The organism is Clostridium sartagoforme AAU1 (genome assembly GCF_000401215.1).
Classification (GTDB): domain Bacteria; phylum Bacillota; class Clostridia; order Clostridiales; family Clostridiaceae; genus Clostridium; species Clostridium sartagoforme.
Genome location: NZ_ASRV01000233.1, coordinates 1 through 16,884 on the forward strand (window position 1 = coordinate 1; position 16,884 = coordinate 16,884).

The following is a 16,884-nucleotide window of genomic DNA, read 5'->3' on the forward strand; positions in this document are numbered from 1 at the left end:
ATTTTACTATTTATAAGAAATAATTTTTTAATCTAATAACTTAATTAAGTTATTTTTATTAAAAAGTTGTATTTTATAAGAAAATGGTAATATTTTTATAAAATGATATAATTATATTGTTTGGAGGGATACTTTATGGATGAAAAAACAAATGTAATGCGAATTTTAGATAAAAAGAAAATTAAATATACCAGTTATTCTTATGTAAATACAGATGCTATAAGTGGAGTAGAGGTAGCTAGTGTTCTAGGGCAAGACCCTAAACAAGTTTTTAAAACTCTTGTAACAGCAGGTAAATCAAAAAACTATTATATATTTGTAATACCTGTAGAAAAAGAATTAGATTTAAAAAAAGCGGCTAAAAGTGTTGGTGAAAAATCTATTGAAATGATAAAATCAAAGGATTTATTACCTCTAACTGGATATGTTCATGGTGGATGCTCACCAATCGGAACAAAAAAACAATTTATTACTACGATTGATATATCAGTTAAAGATCTTGAAACATTTATTTTTAGTGCTGGTAAAATAGGATATCAAGTAGAATTAAGTTTAGATGATCTTAAGAAGGTTATTAGAGTTCAGTTAGCCGATTTAGTATAAATAATTTAATTATAAGATTTATTTGAAATATAAATATAAAATATCATTATAGGGTATTAGAAATTTTGTATTAGAATTAATATAATAAGGATATATCATTAGCGCATTTAAAATACGTTAGTGATATATCCTTTTATTTTAGTGAAAAGCTTAATTAATTATTACCTATATTCTTTATTGAATCAAATAGCTTAGAGAAAAAATTACCTATTGCATTAAAGATTCCTTGGAAAAAGCTACTATCTTGAATATCTTTACCAGAGTTTTTTAGAACTTCTGAAATTTGATTACCTATATTCTTTAAAGTTTCCTTAACAGTACTATAATCTATATCCAAATCATTTATGTCAGTCATTAAAGCTTTTATTTGCTCTTTTTGTTCATCAGATATTTCTACTGTATAGTTATTTGTAATACCTTCAACTATCTTAGAAATTTCTTCACTATTTTTTGGAGCTTCCTTTATTATTTTTGTTTTTACATCATTAATAACTTTAGCAGCTTCATCATATCCAATTTCTTCTCCAAGAGCTGAAGTGGTTTCAATTTCTTCTTGAGCTGCTTTTTTGTTTTTTAATGATAATTCTTCACCTTTAGCACTTTCAAAACCTTTTAATATTCCAGATAATGCAGAAGTACCTGTGACTGGAAAAGGTGACCCTGCTTTTATTTCAGCATTAGTTATCCCAGAAGTAACCAATGCATTTGATAACATAAGAGAAGTAACTTCAGTTAAATTATTAGATTGTACTTGTATTCCACCGTTATTAGTAATTTTAACATAAGAAGAAGAGTAACAACCACCTTCATAATTTGATTTATCGTTAGGATCAAGACCTAACTGTTTGATTATATCATCATTAGTTATTCTATCTACACTAACTTCATTTTCTGAAACACCAAATTCTTTAAGCATTTGAACTTCTTGTGCATCTGTTAAGTCAATCCCAAAAGTAACTCTTTCTTTATTTTGAGCTTGTACAGTAAAACTAAATAAAGAAAAAGCAATAGTACATGATGTAATTAGCTTTAGTATATTCTTTTTCATAAAAATCTCCTTTTAAAATATAAAATACTTTACTTTAATATTATTAAAGAAAGTTAGAAAATAGAAGACCTTTAAGATTTATTTAAGAATTTACTAACAAAAAATTAAAATAAAAAGACATGGGATTATTAATTATGTATAAATATCCCATATCTTTTATAATATATTTAAAGAAGATAAAATAATTAAATTTAAAAGGCTCCTGAATCTCCGCCGCCACCACCAGAGAAGCCTCCTCCAGATGAAAAATCATTAAAGCTATTGTTGCTAAAATCCAGCCCATTATTAAAATTAGAGTTACTGTTATGATTATTATCTGCAATATTGTGTATTTCATTAAATAGAAATGCATTAGTAATATAATAGCTATAAAAAGTATTATTAAAATTATTGTCATAAGAATAATTTTCTTTAGAATCAGTTAAATCCATTTCTAAATCATAATTACTTATTCCTAATGCAGAAGCATATATTATTGATTCTTTTATATTATTTGTATCTTTATTATCTATTAATGATAATAGATATTTTTTATAAGCACACCATTGAAGATATTCATTATAAGCATCGTTACTTAATACTTCTTTATTTTTTATAATTATATAGTAATTATGGAGTTTTCCATTTAGTCTTATTTCATTTATAAAATCCCAGTAGGAATTATAAAAGTTTTTAGCTATATTTTTACTTTCATCAACTTTTATTTTTATAGAGTCAAATGAAAATTCGTTTTTATTATCTTCATAGGTTTTAAACCAATCCATTAAAACTTTTAAATGTGAATATTCACATTTGGAACTATCTTTTATTCTTTTAAACTTAACAGTAACAAGTTCATTTCCATTTGATAAAGTACTATCTAACTTATAAAATCCCTTATTTGCAAGATACATTAAAGTAGAAGGAACTATAGATAAATCAATATTATTTTTATCATATAAATATGATACTAAAGCAGGACTTGTATTAGAAGGCGGATAAGGCAATACATCATCTGATGTAAAAATAAAATTTGATCTATATTCATTTAAAGCTTCATTGAAAATTCTTTTTGATCGTTTATTAGAAAGATAAAAAGTTATAGCTATTATAATAATTAGTGAAGATGGAATTAGTATCGGCAATAATACATTAGGAGAATCTTTTTCTCCATAATTTTGTATATTACCATCAAAAATATTTGAATCACTATTTTTTTCTGCTATTGGAATCGTAAGAAATTCAGGATGAAATTTTAAATCAATTCCTAAATCGGAAGTTAAATTTTCACCAGCAATTTTAATTTTATTTTCTGATGTTTCAGTATTAAAATTTCCATCACCGTAAACAGTATAATATAAATTGTTAGCATTAAAGTTAGCTGAATTTAAACTTATATTTAGTTCAATATTATTAACAGGATTTTCTTTTGATGCAGTGTAAAAACTCCAATTTAAAGAACTAAAATCTACATACTTTATAGCAGCAGAATTTATTAAGTACTCAACTTTAAATTTTTTTCTTCATTACTACTTTTAGAATAAATTTTAACTTGAAGCTTATCATTAGAATTTATAATTTCATAGCTATTATTTGACTCATCATTTTTTTCTTTCAAAGCATAAGTTCCATTCTTATCTTCGACAGTTACGTTATTAATTGAATAACCGCTGGATCCATTTAAATTTAGATTCAAATAAATACCATTAAAATCACCATTAAAAGTATAAGAAAACTCGTCATTTACAATAATATCCCCATTATTTTGTATTTCTGCATTTATAAGTAACCTATCAATTGAATAATTTTTAGTATCTGCAGATACAGTAATGGGAATTGTAAATAAAAATAATAAAATTAAAGTATAAGTTAGCTTTTTCATAATATATCTACCCCTTATATTTATTAGAATATCATATAATATGTATTTTCTCCATATTACTAAATAGTATTAAGATTATTAAGATAAAGTTCTTTTGTTAGACGTTTTCATTTATAAAATAAATGCTATATAATAGTATATATAATAATCATAAGGGAGGATAAGTTTATGAAAAGAATATTTGAATTAACAACAAGTGATATTGAAAATCTAAATAAAAACAAGCTAAAGGATATAATAAGTAAATCTGAAGGAAGAACTGTTATGTCTGAAACTATTATTAGCTATACTCCATATATAAGGGAGGTATCTAACTTAGAACTTGCTGCAAGTTTTGGAGCTGATATGATTACTTTAAATACATTTAATTTTGAAAAACCTTTTATTTTTGGTATAGATGGTGGAGCTAATTTACTTTCATCAATAGATAATTTAGCTAATAAAATTGGAGAGCAAATTAGAGATAACTTAACTAATAAAGATTATATAAAGAATATTAAAAAGTTAGTTGGTAGAATGATAGGAGTAAACTTAGAGCCTGTACCAGAAGGAAGTACTTATGAAAGAGGGTATAGATTGAATATAGAAAATCTTAATAAAGTTAAGGAATATGGATTTGATTATATAGTTATAACAGGTAATCCTAATACAGGAGTTACAGAAAAAACTATTTGTGATGGAATAAAGCTTGCTAAGGAAGTATTAGGGGATAGCACTTTAATAATAGCAGGAAAAATGCATGGAGCAGGTAGTGGGAATATATATGATGAAAAGTCTATAAAAAGTTTTATAGACTGTGGTGCAGATGTTATATTAATCCCAGCCCCAGGAACAGTTCCAGGATATGATTTAGATTTAGCAAAGAAAATAATTACTCTTGTTCATGATAATAATGCTCTTGCAATGACTACAATAGGAACATCACAAGAAGGTTCAAGTAAAAGCATAATAGAACAAATAGCTTTAAATTCAAAAATGGCAGGAGCTGATATTCAACATATTGGAGATTGTGGAACTTTTGGAATAGCATTGCCTGAAAATATCATGGCACTTTCAGTAACAATAAGAGGAATTAGACATACTTATAGAAGAATGGCTCAATCGATATTAAGGTAATAAAAAGTATTAAATAAAATATGAATCTTATAATATTTAAATTTTGAGGAGTCTTATCATTTTATATGTGTTTGAAACAAAATTAAGTTATCATAATATAAATTGCTTATCAAAATGATATAAAATTATCAAAATGATATAAAATTATATTAAAAAGTATGTTATAGAACATAAATACAGTTTGGCATATTCATTGCTTATGTATAATAAATAATGTAAAGAAAATATATATTCTTTCAAATATAAGAAAGTGAGTGAAGCTAATGTCATTACTAATAAAGAATGGAATTATTGTTACAGCAAGTGAAACATATACAGGTGATATATATATTGAAGATGGCATTATAAAAGAAATTGGGACTTGTATAAATAAAGAAGCAAAAGAAGTAATTGATGCTGCTGGTAAGTATGTTATACCTGGAGGGGTAGATGTTCATACTCATTTAAACTTAGATGTAGGAATTGCTGTAGCTAATGATGATTTTTATACTGGAACAGTTGCAGCGGCATGTGGAGGAACAACTACTATAGTTGATCATATGGGCTTTGGACCAAAGGGATGCACTTTAAAGCATCAAGTTGATGTATATCATGGTTATGCAGATAAAAATGCAGTAGTAGATTATAGTTTTCATGGAGTAATTCAACATGTTAATGAAGAAATACTTAAGGAAATGGAGAGTATAGTAAAAGATGAAGGAATAGTAAGTTTTAAGGTTTATTTAACATATGATTATATGGTAAATGATGAGGAAGTATTAAAAGTACTAAATAGATTAAAAGAGCTTAACGGAGTTACAACTGTTCATTGTGAAAATCATGGCAGCATAAAAGTATTAAAAGATTATTATGTGAAAAATGGATTAAAAACTCCTAAATATCATCCTTTAAGTAGACCAGTAGAAGCAGAAGGTGAAGCTGTAAATAGAATGATAAATTTATCATCAATAGCAGGTAATGCACCTTTATATATAGTTCATTTATCTTCAAATTTAGGATTAAGTTATATAAAAATGGCAAGGGATAGAAATGAAAATATATATGCCGAAACATGTCCTCAATATTTGGTTTTAGATGATAGCAAATATGAATTAGAAAATAATGAAGGCTTAAAATATATCATGAGTCCTCCTTTAAGAAAAGAAGAAGATATAAACTCCTTATGGAAAGGAATTAAGGATGGATATATACAAACTATAGCAACAGATCATTGTCCTTTTGCATTTAATAAGGATAAGCAGCTTGGAAGAGATGACTTTACAAAATGTCCTAATGGAGCACCAGGAATTGAAGAAAGAATTCCTTTAATCTTTTCAGAGGGTGTTATGAAAGAAAAAATTAGTATAAATAAATTTGTTGAGGTATGTTGTACAAATCCAGCTAAAATTTTTGGATTATATCCTAAAAAGGGTTCAATACAAGTTGGAGCTGATGGAGATATAGTTATAATTGATCATAAAATAGAAAAAGTATTAACAATTAAAGATTTACATTCAAATGTTGATTATACTGCTTATGAGGGAATTAAAGTGAAAGGTTATCCTATATATACTATTTTAAGAGGAGATATTATAGTTAAGAATGGTAATTTCATAGGCAAAAAAGGTAATGGAAGATTTATAAAAAGAAAAATAAGTTTATAAATATACTTTAATAAAAATTCTACTAATTATTATATAGGTTAGTAGAATTTTTTATATTAAATATTAAATGTGGTTTATTCAAAATAAATGTTTAAAATTATTGTATCGAATACCTAAATGTACAAATATAATAAATATTATTAATATATTCCAGAGGGGTTGCATGAAAAAAATAAATATAAACCACAAGAAGAAGATAAAAATAGAAAAGTTGAATTGTATCCTGCAATTAGAATCACTATAAATGGAAATAAATATGGGTATATAGATAAATATGGAAAAGAAATTATTCCTTTTAAATTTACTAATGCATATAATTTTAATGAATATGGATTAGCTATTGTTAATGAGAACGGACGTTATGGAATTATTAATTCAGAAGGTATTTATATAGTTAATGCTCAATATAGTTTAATAAATCAATATTCAGAAGGAAGAAGTATTTATGTGGAAAATACGGCTATGGGGGTATTCGATGAGAAAGGACATAAGTTAACGGATGCAGTATATGACTATATAGGTAATTATAAAGATGGATATGCAGTAATAAGAAAAACATATGGAAATAAATATAGATATGGTTATTTAAACTTAAAGGGAGGAGAATCTTGTGAAACAAAATATATTGAAGCAAATGATTTTAATGGAGATTATGCATTAGTAAAAATTAAAGATAGAGAATATTCATTAATAGATAATCAATGTAATATTGTAAATACTTATAAGTACGAATATGTAGGTTCATATGGAAATGATATGATGGTATTTTCTATATTATTAGGAGGCCCTTATGGTTATATAAGTAAAGAGGATAGAATAGTTATTAATCCAATTTACTCATATGCTAGAGAATTTATTGATGGAATTTCCATTGTTAGTACATCTAATGAAATAGATAAATATGGAGTAATAGATAAATTAGGGCGACCAATCTATGGAGAAATATATAGTGATATTAAATATTTAGGAGAGGGAAGACTAGCTTTAGGGTTACCAATAGGTAAAACTAAATCAAAAAGTAGAAGCATTTATGCTATTGGAGATGATAAAGGAACTATTTTTACTAAATTCAAGTTTTTTAAAGTAAATAACTTTTCAAATGGAATGGCGTCAGTATCAGACTCAAGAAAAACTTTCTTTATAAATAAGGATGGAAAGGAACTTAATAATTTACCTATATTTTTAGGAAGTGGCAAATTGGATCTACTAGGAGATATAGTACAAGCTTATGTAGATTATTATATCTATTATTTAGCTCAAAATAATAAGATGATTTATGGACCTAATAAAACAATAAATTTAAGTGAAACCTATTCAATTATTATTGAAAAATATAGACCGAATATAAATTATTTAATATATATACCTAATATTTATGGTATGAATGATAAAAATGCTGAGAATCAAATAAATTTAGAGTTGAGGAGATTATCAATTTTTGATCCGCCAAGTGATGATATATATGTTCAAACGCAACTCATAATTACAGATGAAGAAATATTGCCATATAATTATTATGGTAATTTTAAAATATTATTCTATAAAGAGAATTTACTTGTATTAGATTTAGTTGGATATTATTCAGAAATAAATCAAGAATCCATATTACAAGTAAGAAAAACCTGTAGTATTAATTTGCTAACAGGAAAGTTATATAAAATTAAAGATTTATTTAATGAAGGATCAAACTGGGATATTGAGATTAATAATAATATACTAAAAATAATTAATGAAGAACCAAATTATAATTTTATATTTCCGGATTCATTTAAAGGTATAACTGAAAATCAAGACTTTTATATAGATAATGACAATTTATATATTTATTATCATCCAGAAAAAATAGCACCTGAATCAATGGGATTTATAACCTTTACTATACCTCTTAAAAATATAGATAAAATAATCAATAAAGAAGGAGAATTATACAAATTATTAACAGGTTAACATATTAAAGCATCTTAAAAGTCAATCTTTAAGATGCTTTAATAATACACTAATGTAATATACTCTTAAATGATATTTAAATAAATAGGAAACATTATAGTACATTAAGAATAATATATTATATAAAACAATATAACAAAAGATGTTTAGAAGGTAGGTATTTAGAATGGACTATTATAACAATGAATATGAAAACTCAAATTATGAAGAATATTATAAAGGTATGAATAATAAGGATAATTATCCTCAAAATAGTTGCCAAAATAATTGGCAAGAAAATGCAGATTATGATTTTCATAATGTATCAGAAGTTAAACAAGGTAATTTAGCAAGTTATGGAGCTTATCAAAGAGTTCAAGGAGCAGAAAACTTTCAAAATAATAATCAATATTTAGGTGGAGCACGAGGAATTCAAAATCAATGCGGTCAAAATCAAGGTGGACAAAATATTATTCAAAGACCAGGACAAGTAAGAAGATATAATTCATTTTATAATATAAATGGTAGGAACTATGTTATAACTAATAGAAATTTTTATAATAGATATTTTACTAGATATAATCATATTTATGTGAATAATTGTAATCATATAAAAGATTTCTTACGTGACTGTAATATATATCATTTTACTAATCAAACTATCTATGAGGGATGTCAATATCTAGGCTCTAATACAGTTGTTGCAAATAATTGGTGCGGAAATAATAATAATTCTTGTTGCAATAATAATGTATTTTAGTATTTAGAAAAGTATAAGACTTTAATAATAGTGTAGTATTACTATTTTTTATAAATAATAATACTACACTATTTATGAAATATATTATTTACAAATAATGGCGAAATTGATAGTAATATTCTGAGAAGGTATTTTTTATTTAAATTATATAATATCTAATTTAATAATAATTATTAAATAAATATATGAGGTGTACTAGTAAAATATATTTACAAAAAATTATAAAAATATATAATTATAAAAAATATAATAATTATCTTATTGAGAGTGGTGGAGGGACTGGCCCTTTGAAACCCAGCAACCTGCTTATAGTGTGGTGCTAAATCCTACAGATTTTTCTGGAAAATAAGAGTAATAGAGTTTTTATATACTTTATATAAAATCCCTTCTTACTTTTAGAAGGGATTTTTATTTAGATATAATAATAAGAGTTATTATTTTAGTAATACAAGGGGGTTATGTAATGAAAAGAGGCTTCGAAATAATTAGGGATTTAGAAAAAAGAATATTAGTAATTGATGGGGCAATGGGGACAAATATTCAATCATTTATGTTAAAGGAAGAAGATTATAGGGGAAAGTTATTAAAAGATTTTTATTTAGATCAAAAGGGTAATAATGATTTATTAAGTATTACAAAGCCAGAAATAATATATGAAATACATATGGGTTTTCTAGAAGCTGGTGCAGACATAATTGAAACTAATACATTAAATTCTAATAAAATATCACAAAGTGATTTTGGTCTTGAGAGTTTAGTTTATGACTTAAATTATAAAAGTGCTAAGCTAGCTAAAGATGCTTGTGAAGAATTTTATAAGAAGGACGGCAAAAAGAGATATGTTGCCGGATCTATAGGTCCAACCAATAGAATGGCATCGCTATCTCCTAATGTTGAAGATCCAAGTTATAGAAATATATCATTTGATCAATTAAAGAAGGCATATATAGAGCAAATCGATGCTTTAATTGATGGTGGCATTGATTTGGTTTTAATTGAAACAATTTTTGATTCCTTAAATGCAAGGGCTGCTATTATGGCTGCAAATGAGGCTTTTAGGATAAAAAATATAACTCTTCCAATAATGATATCTGGAACTATAACAGATAAGTCAGGGAGAATTTTATCAGGACAAAACCTTTCAGCCTTTGCTGTTTCAATGAAAAATGAAAATATAATTTCAATAGGACTAAATTGTTCTTTTGGAGCAAAAGATTTAAATCAATTTATAAAAGAGTTAGCAGAAACACAGAATTTATTTATATCAGTTTATCCAAATGCAGGATTACCAAATGAATTAGGATTTTATGAGGAGTCACCTGAAATTACTTCAAAGTGTATTGAAGAAATGTTGAAAGCTGGGTATTTAAATATTGTTGGTGGCTGTTGTGGTACTACTTATGAGCATATAAAAGCAATTGCTAATGTAGCTAAAAATTATAGACCAAGAGTTGTTAAAGAAATTAAAAGAGAAAGTGTGTATAGTGGATTAGAAATAACAAAATCAAATAGAGAATCTAATTTTGTTAACATTGGAGAAAGGACGAATGTTTCTGGATCTTTAAAGTTTGCAAGACTTATTAGAGAAAAGAAATATGAAGAAGCTCTTGAAATTGCTAAAGAACAAGTTGAAAATGGAGCTCAAATAATAGATGTAAATTTTGATGATGGACTTTTAGATAGTGAAAAAGAAATGGAATATTTTTTAAAACTATTGGCTTCAGAACCAGATATTTCTTTAAAGCCTATAATGATTGATTCGTCAAGATGGGAAGTTATAGAAAATGGACTTAAAGTGATTCAAGGAAAACATATAGTAAATTCTATTTCTTTAAAGAATGGAGAAAAAGATTTTCTAGATAAGGCAAGGATTATTAAGGATTTTGGAGCAGCAGTTGTAGTAATGGCTTTTGATGAAAATGGGCAAGCAGACAGTTATGAAAAAAAGATTAATATATGTAAAAGAGCCTATGAGCTTTTAGTAAATAAAATTAACTTTCCTCCAGAAGATATAATATTTGATCCAAATATTTTAGCGATAGCAACAGGAATTGATGAACATAATAACTATGCTGTAGATTTTATAAATGCAACTAAATGGATAAAGGAAAATTTACCATATGCTAAGGTTTCAGGAGGAGTAAGTAATTTATCTTTTTCTTTTAGAGGTAATAATAAGATAAGAGAAGCTATGCATTCAGTCTTTTTATATCATGCTATAAAAATGGTATGGATATGGGAATTGTAAATCCAAGTATGATACAAATATATGATGATATTCCTAAAGATTTACTTAAGTTAGTTGAAGATGTTATATTAAATAAATTTGAAGGGGCTAGCGAGAAACTATTAGAAGAAGCTATTTTATATAAAAACAATTTAAAAGAAGATAAAGAAAATAAAGAAAATTGGAGAAGTCTAGCTTGTAAAAAAAGATTAGAGTATTCAATAGTTAAGGGAATTACTAATTATATAGATGAAGATTTAAAGGAAGCCATAACTTTATATGAAAGACCTTTAGATATAATAGAGGGCCCATTGATGGATGGCATGAAAAAGGTAGGTACATTGTTTGGTGATGGAAAAATGTTTTTACCTCAAGTTGTAAAATCAGCAAGAGTTATGAAGAGAGGAGTTGCATATTTAACACCATATATAGACACTGAAAAAAATGGAGAGTTTACAAGAGATGGAAAGATATTAATTGCTACTGTAAAAGGTGATGTTCATGATATAGGTAAAAATATAGTAAGTGTTGTTTTATCTTGTAATAACTTTGAAGTTATAGATTTAGGAGTCATGGTTCCTTGTGAAGAAATAATAGATAAAGCAATAGAGGAAAATGTTGATATAATTGGATTAAGTGGGCTAATAACGCCATCTTTAAATGAAATGATAACTGTGGCTAAGGAAATGGAAAAGAGAGGTCTAAATATTCCACTTATAATTGGTGGAGCAACTACTTCTAAGATCCATACAGCATTAAAGATAGACCCAAATTATAGTGGTCCAGTAATATATGGATATGATGCATCTAAAACAGTTGAAATTTGCAAAATATTAGTATCCAAAGAAAAATTTAAATTTATAAAGGAAACTAAAGAAAATTATAAAATTCAAAGAGAAAATTATGAAAATGTTAAAACGGAATTTATTTCTCTAAAGGAAGCAAGGGAAAATAAATTGAAAATAGATTGGAGCAGTACAAATATAAAAAAACCAAATTTTTTAGGTGTTAAAGGTATATATGATTATACTATTAAAGATGTAAGGCCTTTTATAGACTGGAGCTTCTTTTTTGCAGCCTGGGGAATGAAAATGAGATTCCCTCAAATTCTAAAAGATAGTACTTATGGGGAACAAGCAAAGAAAATTTATTTAGAAGCAAATAAGTTATTAGATGATTTAGAAAATAATCAAATAGTAAAGCTTAAGGGCGTATTTGGATTGTTTAAAGCAAGTTCTGCTCAAGATGATATAAATATTTTTGATAAGGACAACAATTTAATAGAAACTTTTAATATGTTTAGGCAACAAAAGAAAAATAAAAATAATATCAATCTTTGTTTAAGTGATTATATAGCTCCTGAAGAATTAAAAATTGATGATTATATTGGAGCATTTTTAGTTACAAGTGGAACTGAGGCTAGAGAACACTCTAAAAAGTTGAGGGAAAAAGGAGATGATTATAACTCTATGCTTTTAAGTTTTGTTTGTGATAGATTAGCAGAAGCCTTTGCTGAAAAGCTACACTTGGATATTAGAAAAAATTATTGGGGCTATTCAAGTGATGAAAATTTAAGTTATGATGAATTACTTTCTGGAAAGTACAGGGGAATAAGACCTGCTGTAGGTTATCCATCAATAAAGGATCAAAAGGAAATAAGAAAAATATTTAAACTTTTAAATGGAGAAAAAGTAACAGGTGCAAGCTTTACGGAAAGCAATATGATAGATCCTCCATCATCAGTTTGTGGGTTATATTTTGCTAGTAGTGAAGCTAAATATTTTGACGTTTATAAAATAGATATTAACCAATTAGAAGATTATTCAAAAAGAAATAACTCAAATATAGCAGAATTAAAAAATAGACTTTCTAATATATTAATATAATTATTTATAAAAAAAGAAAAACTTATAAAGTTTAAGAATGCTTTATAAGTTTTCTTTTTTATTTTAATATTAAGGGTTTAACTTTATTGAAATCCCCATCTAAAACTGAATAAGTACTATCTATATTATTAAGCAGCTCAGGAGATAGATTTGAATGAATATACAAAGTATTTAAATTTATTTCTTTTGCTCCGTGTATATCACAAATATAATCATTTCCAATCATTATACTTTCAATTGGATTTAAATTATATTTTTCAATTAATGTGTTATAAAAAAGTTTATCTGGTTTACAAACACCAAAGTCTGAAGAAAATAATATTCCATCAAAATACTTATCTATACCTAATAACTTCATCTCGTAAAGAGTAAAAATCCTTTGAGCATTAGAGAGCAGATATATATTCTTATTTTTTAATTTTAGAGTTTCTAACAATTCAACAACACCATTATAAAGAGATAATTTATTTAACGATAGTACTCTAAATATCTGAGCTGTATCTTTGACTGTATCTTTACTTGGGAAAATACCTTTTTTATTAAATAATTCTTTGAAAATAATTTCGATATTAAAATCAGGAAAGTTTGTATTAGTAATTGATTTTAGTTTATCATTTACTAATTGAATATAAGTATCTTTTAAATCCGAACTAGAGTAATATGCACCTTTATAAGAATAAAAAAGAGATAATTTTTCAAAAAGCAGATGTGAATTTTCATCTGTATTTATATCAACTAAGGTTCCATATAAATCAAATATGTAATTTTTAAACATATATAAGCCTCCTAAATCAAGTTATATGTAGTTTAATTCTTTTTATAAGTGATAAATCCTCTAATTAATATAGAACAATAGAAGAATTGTATTTTTAAACAAAAATATGTGTATTTATTTAATATTTAACACTAATATTTTTACAACAATATTAATGTAATAGGGATTTATTAATTCATAAGAAATTTTTATTGAAAAAATGCAAAAAATTAATAGTATCTAATATTGATGGTATAGAGAAAGAGATTCAAAGTTTAAGATTTTATAAATTGTAAGTAGGTATAAAATTAAACAATATACAAATTTCAGGAAAATAGAGGAAAGGGCTGAATAAACAGCCCTTTTTACTTTTATTTAAGATTATTGTAAAATATATAAGAATCTATCAATTTGAATATATAGATTTTTAGTGTATTATATAAATAATGAAACAAATGAATGTAAAGGAGAATAATTATGAAGACTTTAGTAATAAATTGCGGAAGCTCATCTTTAAAATATCAACTAATTGATATGGAAACAGAAAATTCATTAGTACAAGGATTAGTAGAAAGAATAGGAATTGAAGGGTCTATATTAACTCAAAAAGTTGAAGGAAAAGACAAGTATATTATTAAAGAAGCTATGCCAAACCATAAAGCTGCTATTAGGTTGGTTTTAGAAGCTTTAGTAAATGAAGATCATGGTGTTATTAAATCTATGGACGAAATTAGTGCTGTTGGACATAGAGTAGTTCACGGCGGAGAAAAATATTCTCATTCAGTTATAATAAATGATACTGTGTTAGACTCAATTAGAGAGTGTATATCACTTGCACCTCTTCATAATCCGCCAAATATTGTTGGTATTGAAGCTTGTATGGAACTTATGCCAAATACGCCAATGGTAGCAGTGTTTGATACAGCATTCCATCAAACTATGCCAAAAGAAGCTTACATATGTCCTCTTCCATATGAATTATATGAAAAGTATGGAATAAGAAAATATGGATTCCATGGTACATCACATAAATATGTATCTCAAAAAGTAGCAGAGGTAATGGGAAAAGATATAAAGGATTTAAAGATTATAACATGCCATTTAGGAAATGGATGTTCATTAGCAGCAGTAAAAGCCGGAAAGTCAATAGATACGTCCATGGGCTTTACTCCTTTGGCAGGCGTAATGATGGGCACAAGATCAGGAAGTATAGATCCATCAGTTATCAGTTTCCTTTCAGAACAGCATGGATATAAAATTAGTGATATAGATGAATTATTAAATAAAAAATCTGGAGTTTTAGGTATTTCAGGAGTCTCTTCTGACTTTAGAGATGTTATTGATGCAGCAGATAAAGGAAATGAAAGAGCAAAACTTGCATTAGATATATTCCATTACAAAGTTAGAGCTCAAATTGCAGCATATGCAGGTATAATGGGAGGAGTAGATGTTATAGTATTTACTGCTGGCATAGGAGAAAACTCTTCTTTAACAAGAAAAGAATGTTTAAATGGTCTTGAGTTCTTAGGATTTAATATAGATGATGAAAAAAATGCTATAAGAGGTGAAATTCAAGAAATATCAACTAAAGATTCAAAAGTAAAAGTTTATGAAATTCCAACTAATGAAGAGCTTATGATTGCTAGAGATACAGTAAAGTTAATAAATAAATAGTCCAAATTAAATATAATTTTTAAAAGCAGATCTTATTAAGAAAAATCCTTTATTATAGAAAGTTAAAATAAACTATTACTATAAACAAGGAAAACTTTATTAAGAACTGCTTTTTAGCTTTTCAACTAAATATAAGAAATTAAATTTTAAAAATGTTATAATTTACATATTTTGCTTAAAAGTAACTTAGATAAATGATATAATAATAAAGAATTTCTATTATATCAAGGGGGAGTAATAATGCAGGAATATCAAAAACTTAATAAAAATGCTATAAAGTCATGGACTATATCAAGATTAATAGGTGCTTTTATTACTAGTATAGTTTTAATAGCAGGTGAAATATTTTTTTCAAGAATAATAGATGATTTTAATAAAGTAAGGTTTATTTTTACGATTTCTATTATCAGTCTAGTAATTATACTTCTAATTAATTCTTTTATATCCCCAACAATTGAATACAAACAATGGAGGTATAAAATAACAAATGATAAAATTGAGTTTATTGAAGGTATATATTTTGTAAGAAAAGTCATAATTCCTATAATAAGAATCCAACATATTCAATTAAATCAAGGACCAATAAATAAATTTTTTGATTTATATGATATAAGCATTTTTACCGCTGGTGGACAACATAAAATCCCAAATATTGATAGTGAAAGAGCAGAAGAGATAAGTGAGTATTTAAAGGAAGTAATAAAAAATAAAATTTCTAAAGAAAATATTTTATCAGATAAGGACTTAGATAGTTATGATGAAACAAGATAAATATAAAAAAATCATATAAGTTTTATATTAGAAGAAATTATAAAATTGGTAAATGGATTAGTTATATTTATAGCATTATCAATTGCTAAATTTGATGAAGGGGGAATTTATGTAACACTTGGTTTAGTAGTACTATCTATTATAGTTTCGATATTAAAATGGATAACTATAAAGTTCTACATTAAAGATAGTGAGTTAATATATAAAAGTGGAATAATAAATTCAAAGAAATTAGAGATACCTTTTGATAAAATAAATACCATAGATATAAATAAAAATATTATTGATAGAATATTTAATGTTTGTACTTTAAAAATTGATACCGGTGCTTTAAAAGAGGTTGGACAGGAAATAAGAATAAAAGTAAAAAAAGAAGATGCCTATGAAATTAGAAATTTTATAAATAAATCAAATGATGAAGAAATATATGAAAACCTAGAAGGAATTAGTAATAGAAAAGAACAAGAATTTTTAAAAACTATATCATTTAAAGAAATATTCTTATATTCAATAAGTAAATCAAAGATATTTTGGGCATTTGGAGGAATCTTTTTAATAGGAGATTTTCTACAAAAATTAGAGGAAAAATTTAATCTTTCTATAGCAAGTGATATA

General features: G+C 25.6%; 12 protein-coding genes, 1 pseudogene and 1 riboswitch. Of the genes and pseudogenes, 9 read left to right on the forward strand and 4 right to left on the reverse strand.

The features are described 5' to 3' along the window. Nucleotides 1-135: 135 nt before the first annotated feature. Complete coding sequence (gene ybaK / locus A500_RS18115) at nucleotides 136-603, forward strand: Cys-tRNA(Pro) deacylase (RefSeq protein WP_016209026.1); 468 nt, start codon at nucleotides 136-138, stop codon at nucleotides 601-603. A gap of 154 nt (nucleotides 604-757) precedes the next feature. Here ybaK and A500_RS18120 read toward each other — a convergent pair whose 3' ends face one another. From A500_RS18120 to A500_RS21815, 3 genes are all read right to left on the reverse strand, one after another. Next, the gene (locus tag A500_RS18120) at nucleotides 758-1,651 is read right to left on the reverse strand and encodes a DUF1002 domain-containing protein (RefSeq protein WP_016209027.1); all 894 of its coding nucleotides are present in this window, start codon (nucleotides 1,649-1,651) and stop codon (nucleotides 758-760) included. Between the two features lie 191 nt (nucleotides 1,652-1,842). Next, a complete protein-coding gene (locus A500_RS18125; RefSeq protein WP_016209028.1) occupies nucleotides 1,843-2,775 on the reverse strand; it encodes a DUF2207 family protein in 933 nt (310 codons plus the stop codon). Between the two features lie 350 nt (nucleotides 2,776-3,125). Continuing rightward, nucleotides 3,126-3,512 (reverse strand): DUF2207 domain-containing protein, encoded by a 387-nt coding sequence (locus tag A500_RS21815; RefSeq protein WP_016209029.1) that lies wholly within the window; start codon nucleotides 3,510-3,512, stop codon nucleotides 3,126-3,128. 168 nt (nucleotides 3,513-3,680) lie between these two features. Between A500_RS21815 and A500_RS18135 the strand changes: the two genes are divergently transcribed. From A500_RS18135 to metH, 5 genes and pseudogenes are all read left to right on the forward strand, one after another. Then, complete coding sequence (locus tag A500_RS18135; protein WP_016209030.1) at nucleotides 3,681-4,628, forward strand: DUF7916 family protein; 948 nt, start codon at nucleotides 3,681-3,683, stop codon at nucleotides 4,626-4,628. Between the two features lie 263 nt (nucleotides 4,629-4,891). Continuing rightward, entirely contained in the window at nucleotides 4,892-6,271 is a 1,380-nt protein-coding gene (gene hydA, locus A500_RS18140) for a dihydropyrimidinase (protein ID WP_016209031.1), read from the forward strand. A 159-nt stretch (nucleotides 6,272-6,430) separates the two neighbouring features. After that, entirely contained in the window at nucleotides 6,431-8,218 is a 1,788-nt protein-coding gene (locus A500_RS18145) for a WG repeat-containing protein (protein WP_016209032.1), read from the forward strand. A 166-nt stretch (nucleotides 8,219-8,384) separates the two neighbouring features. Next, nucleotides 8,385-8,957 carry a hypothetical protein gene (locus tag A500_RS18150; RefSeq protein ID WP_016209033.1) on the forward strand — a complete coding sequence of 191 codons (573 nt, stop codon included), beginning with the start codon at nucleotides 8,385-8,387 and terminating at the stop codon, nucleotides 8,955-8,957. A 255-nt stretch (nucleotides 8,958-9,212) separates the two neighbouring features. Continuing rightward, nucleotides 9,213-9,309, forward strand: a riboswitch (SAM riboswitch). 111 nt (nucleotides 9,310-9,420) lie between these two features. Beyond that, nucleotides 9,421-13,070: pseudogene (metH, locus tag A500_RS18155) on the forward strand (methionine synthase). A 58-nt stretch (nucleotides 13,071-13,128) separates the two neighbouring features. Here metH and A500_RS18160 read toward each other — a convergent pair. Further along, nucleotides 13,129-13,845: an HAD family hydrolase gene (locus A500_RS18160; RefSeq protein WP_016209036.1), complete on the reverse strand. Its 717-nt coding sequence runs from the start codon at nucleotides 13,843-13,845 to the stop codon at nucleotides 13,129-13,131. Nucleotides 13,846-14,301: 456 nt separating this feature from the next. On the opposite strand from A500_RS18160, the gene A500_RS18165 reads away from it, so the two are divergent. The 3 genes from A500_RS18165 to A500_RS18175 all read left to right on the forward strand — a co-directional run. Then, complete coding sequence (locus A500_RS18165; protein ID WP_016209037.1) at nucleotides 14,302-15,498, forward strand: acetate kinase; 1,197 nt, start codon at nucleotides 14,302-14,304, stop codon at nucleotides 15,496-15,498. A gap of 240 nt (nucleotides 15,499-15,738) precedes the next feature. Further along, nucleotides 15,739-16,269, forward strand: coding sequence for a PH domain-containing protein (locus A500_RS18170; RefSeq protein WP_016209038.1), 531 nt, complete (start codon nucleotides 15,739-15,741; stop codon nucleotides 16,267-16,269). Nucleotides 16,270-16,314: 45 nt separating this feature from the next. Further along, on the forward strand, nucleotides 16,315-16,884 hold a 570-nt coding region (locus A500_RS18175), incomplete at its 3' end, for a PH domain-containing protein (RefSeq protein WP_016209039.1).

What these genes read in the sequence shown, in the direction of transcription:
- ybaK (WP_016209026.1), top strand. Translation starts at nt 136, where the DNA reads ATGGATGAAAAAACAAATGTAATGCGAATTTTAGATAAAAAGAAAATT.
- A500_RS18120 (WP_016209027.1), bottom strand. Translation starts at nt 1,651, where the DNA reads ATGAAAAAGAATATACTAAAGCTAATTACATCATGTACTATTGCTTTT.
- A500_RS21815 (WP_016209029.1), bottom strand. Translation starts at nt 3,512, where the DNA reads ATGAAAAAGCTAACTTATACTTTAATTTTATTATTTTTATTTACAATT.
- A500_RS18135 (WP_016209030.1), top strand. Translation starts at nt 3,681, where the DNA reads ATGAAAAGAATATTTGAATTAACAACAAGTGATATTGAAAATCTAAAT.
- hydA (WP_016209031.1), top strand. Translation starts at nt 4,892, where the DNA reads ATGTCATTACTAATAAAGAATGGAATTATTGTTACAGCAAGTGAAACA.
- A500_RS18150 (WP_016209033.1), top strand. Translation starts at nt 8,385, where the DNA reads ATGGACTATTATAACAATGAATATGAAAACTCAAATTATGAAGAATAT.
- A500_RS18160 (WP_016209036.1), bottom strand. Translation starts at nt 13,845, where the DNA reads ATGTTTAAAAATTACATATTTGATTTATATGGAACCTTAGTTGATATA.
- A500_RS18165 (WP_016209037.1), top strand. Translation starts at nt 14,302, where the DNA reads ATGAAGACTTTAGTAATAAATTGCGGAAGCTCATCTTTAAAATATCAA.
- A500_RS18170 (WP_016209038.1), top strand. Translation starts at nt 15,739, where the DNA reads ATGCAGGAATATCAAAAACTTAATAAAAATGCTATAAAGTCATGGACT.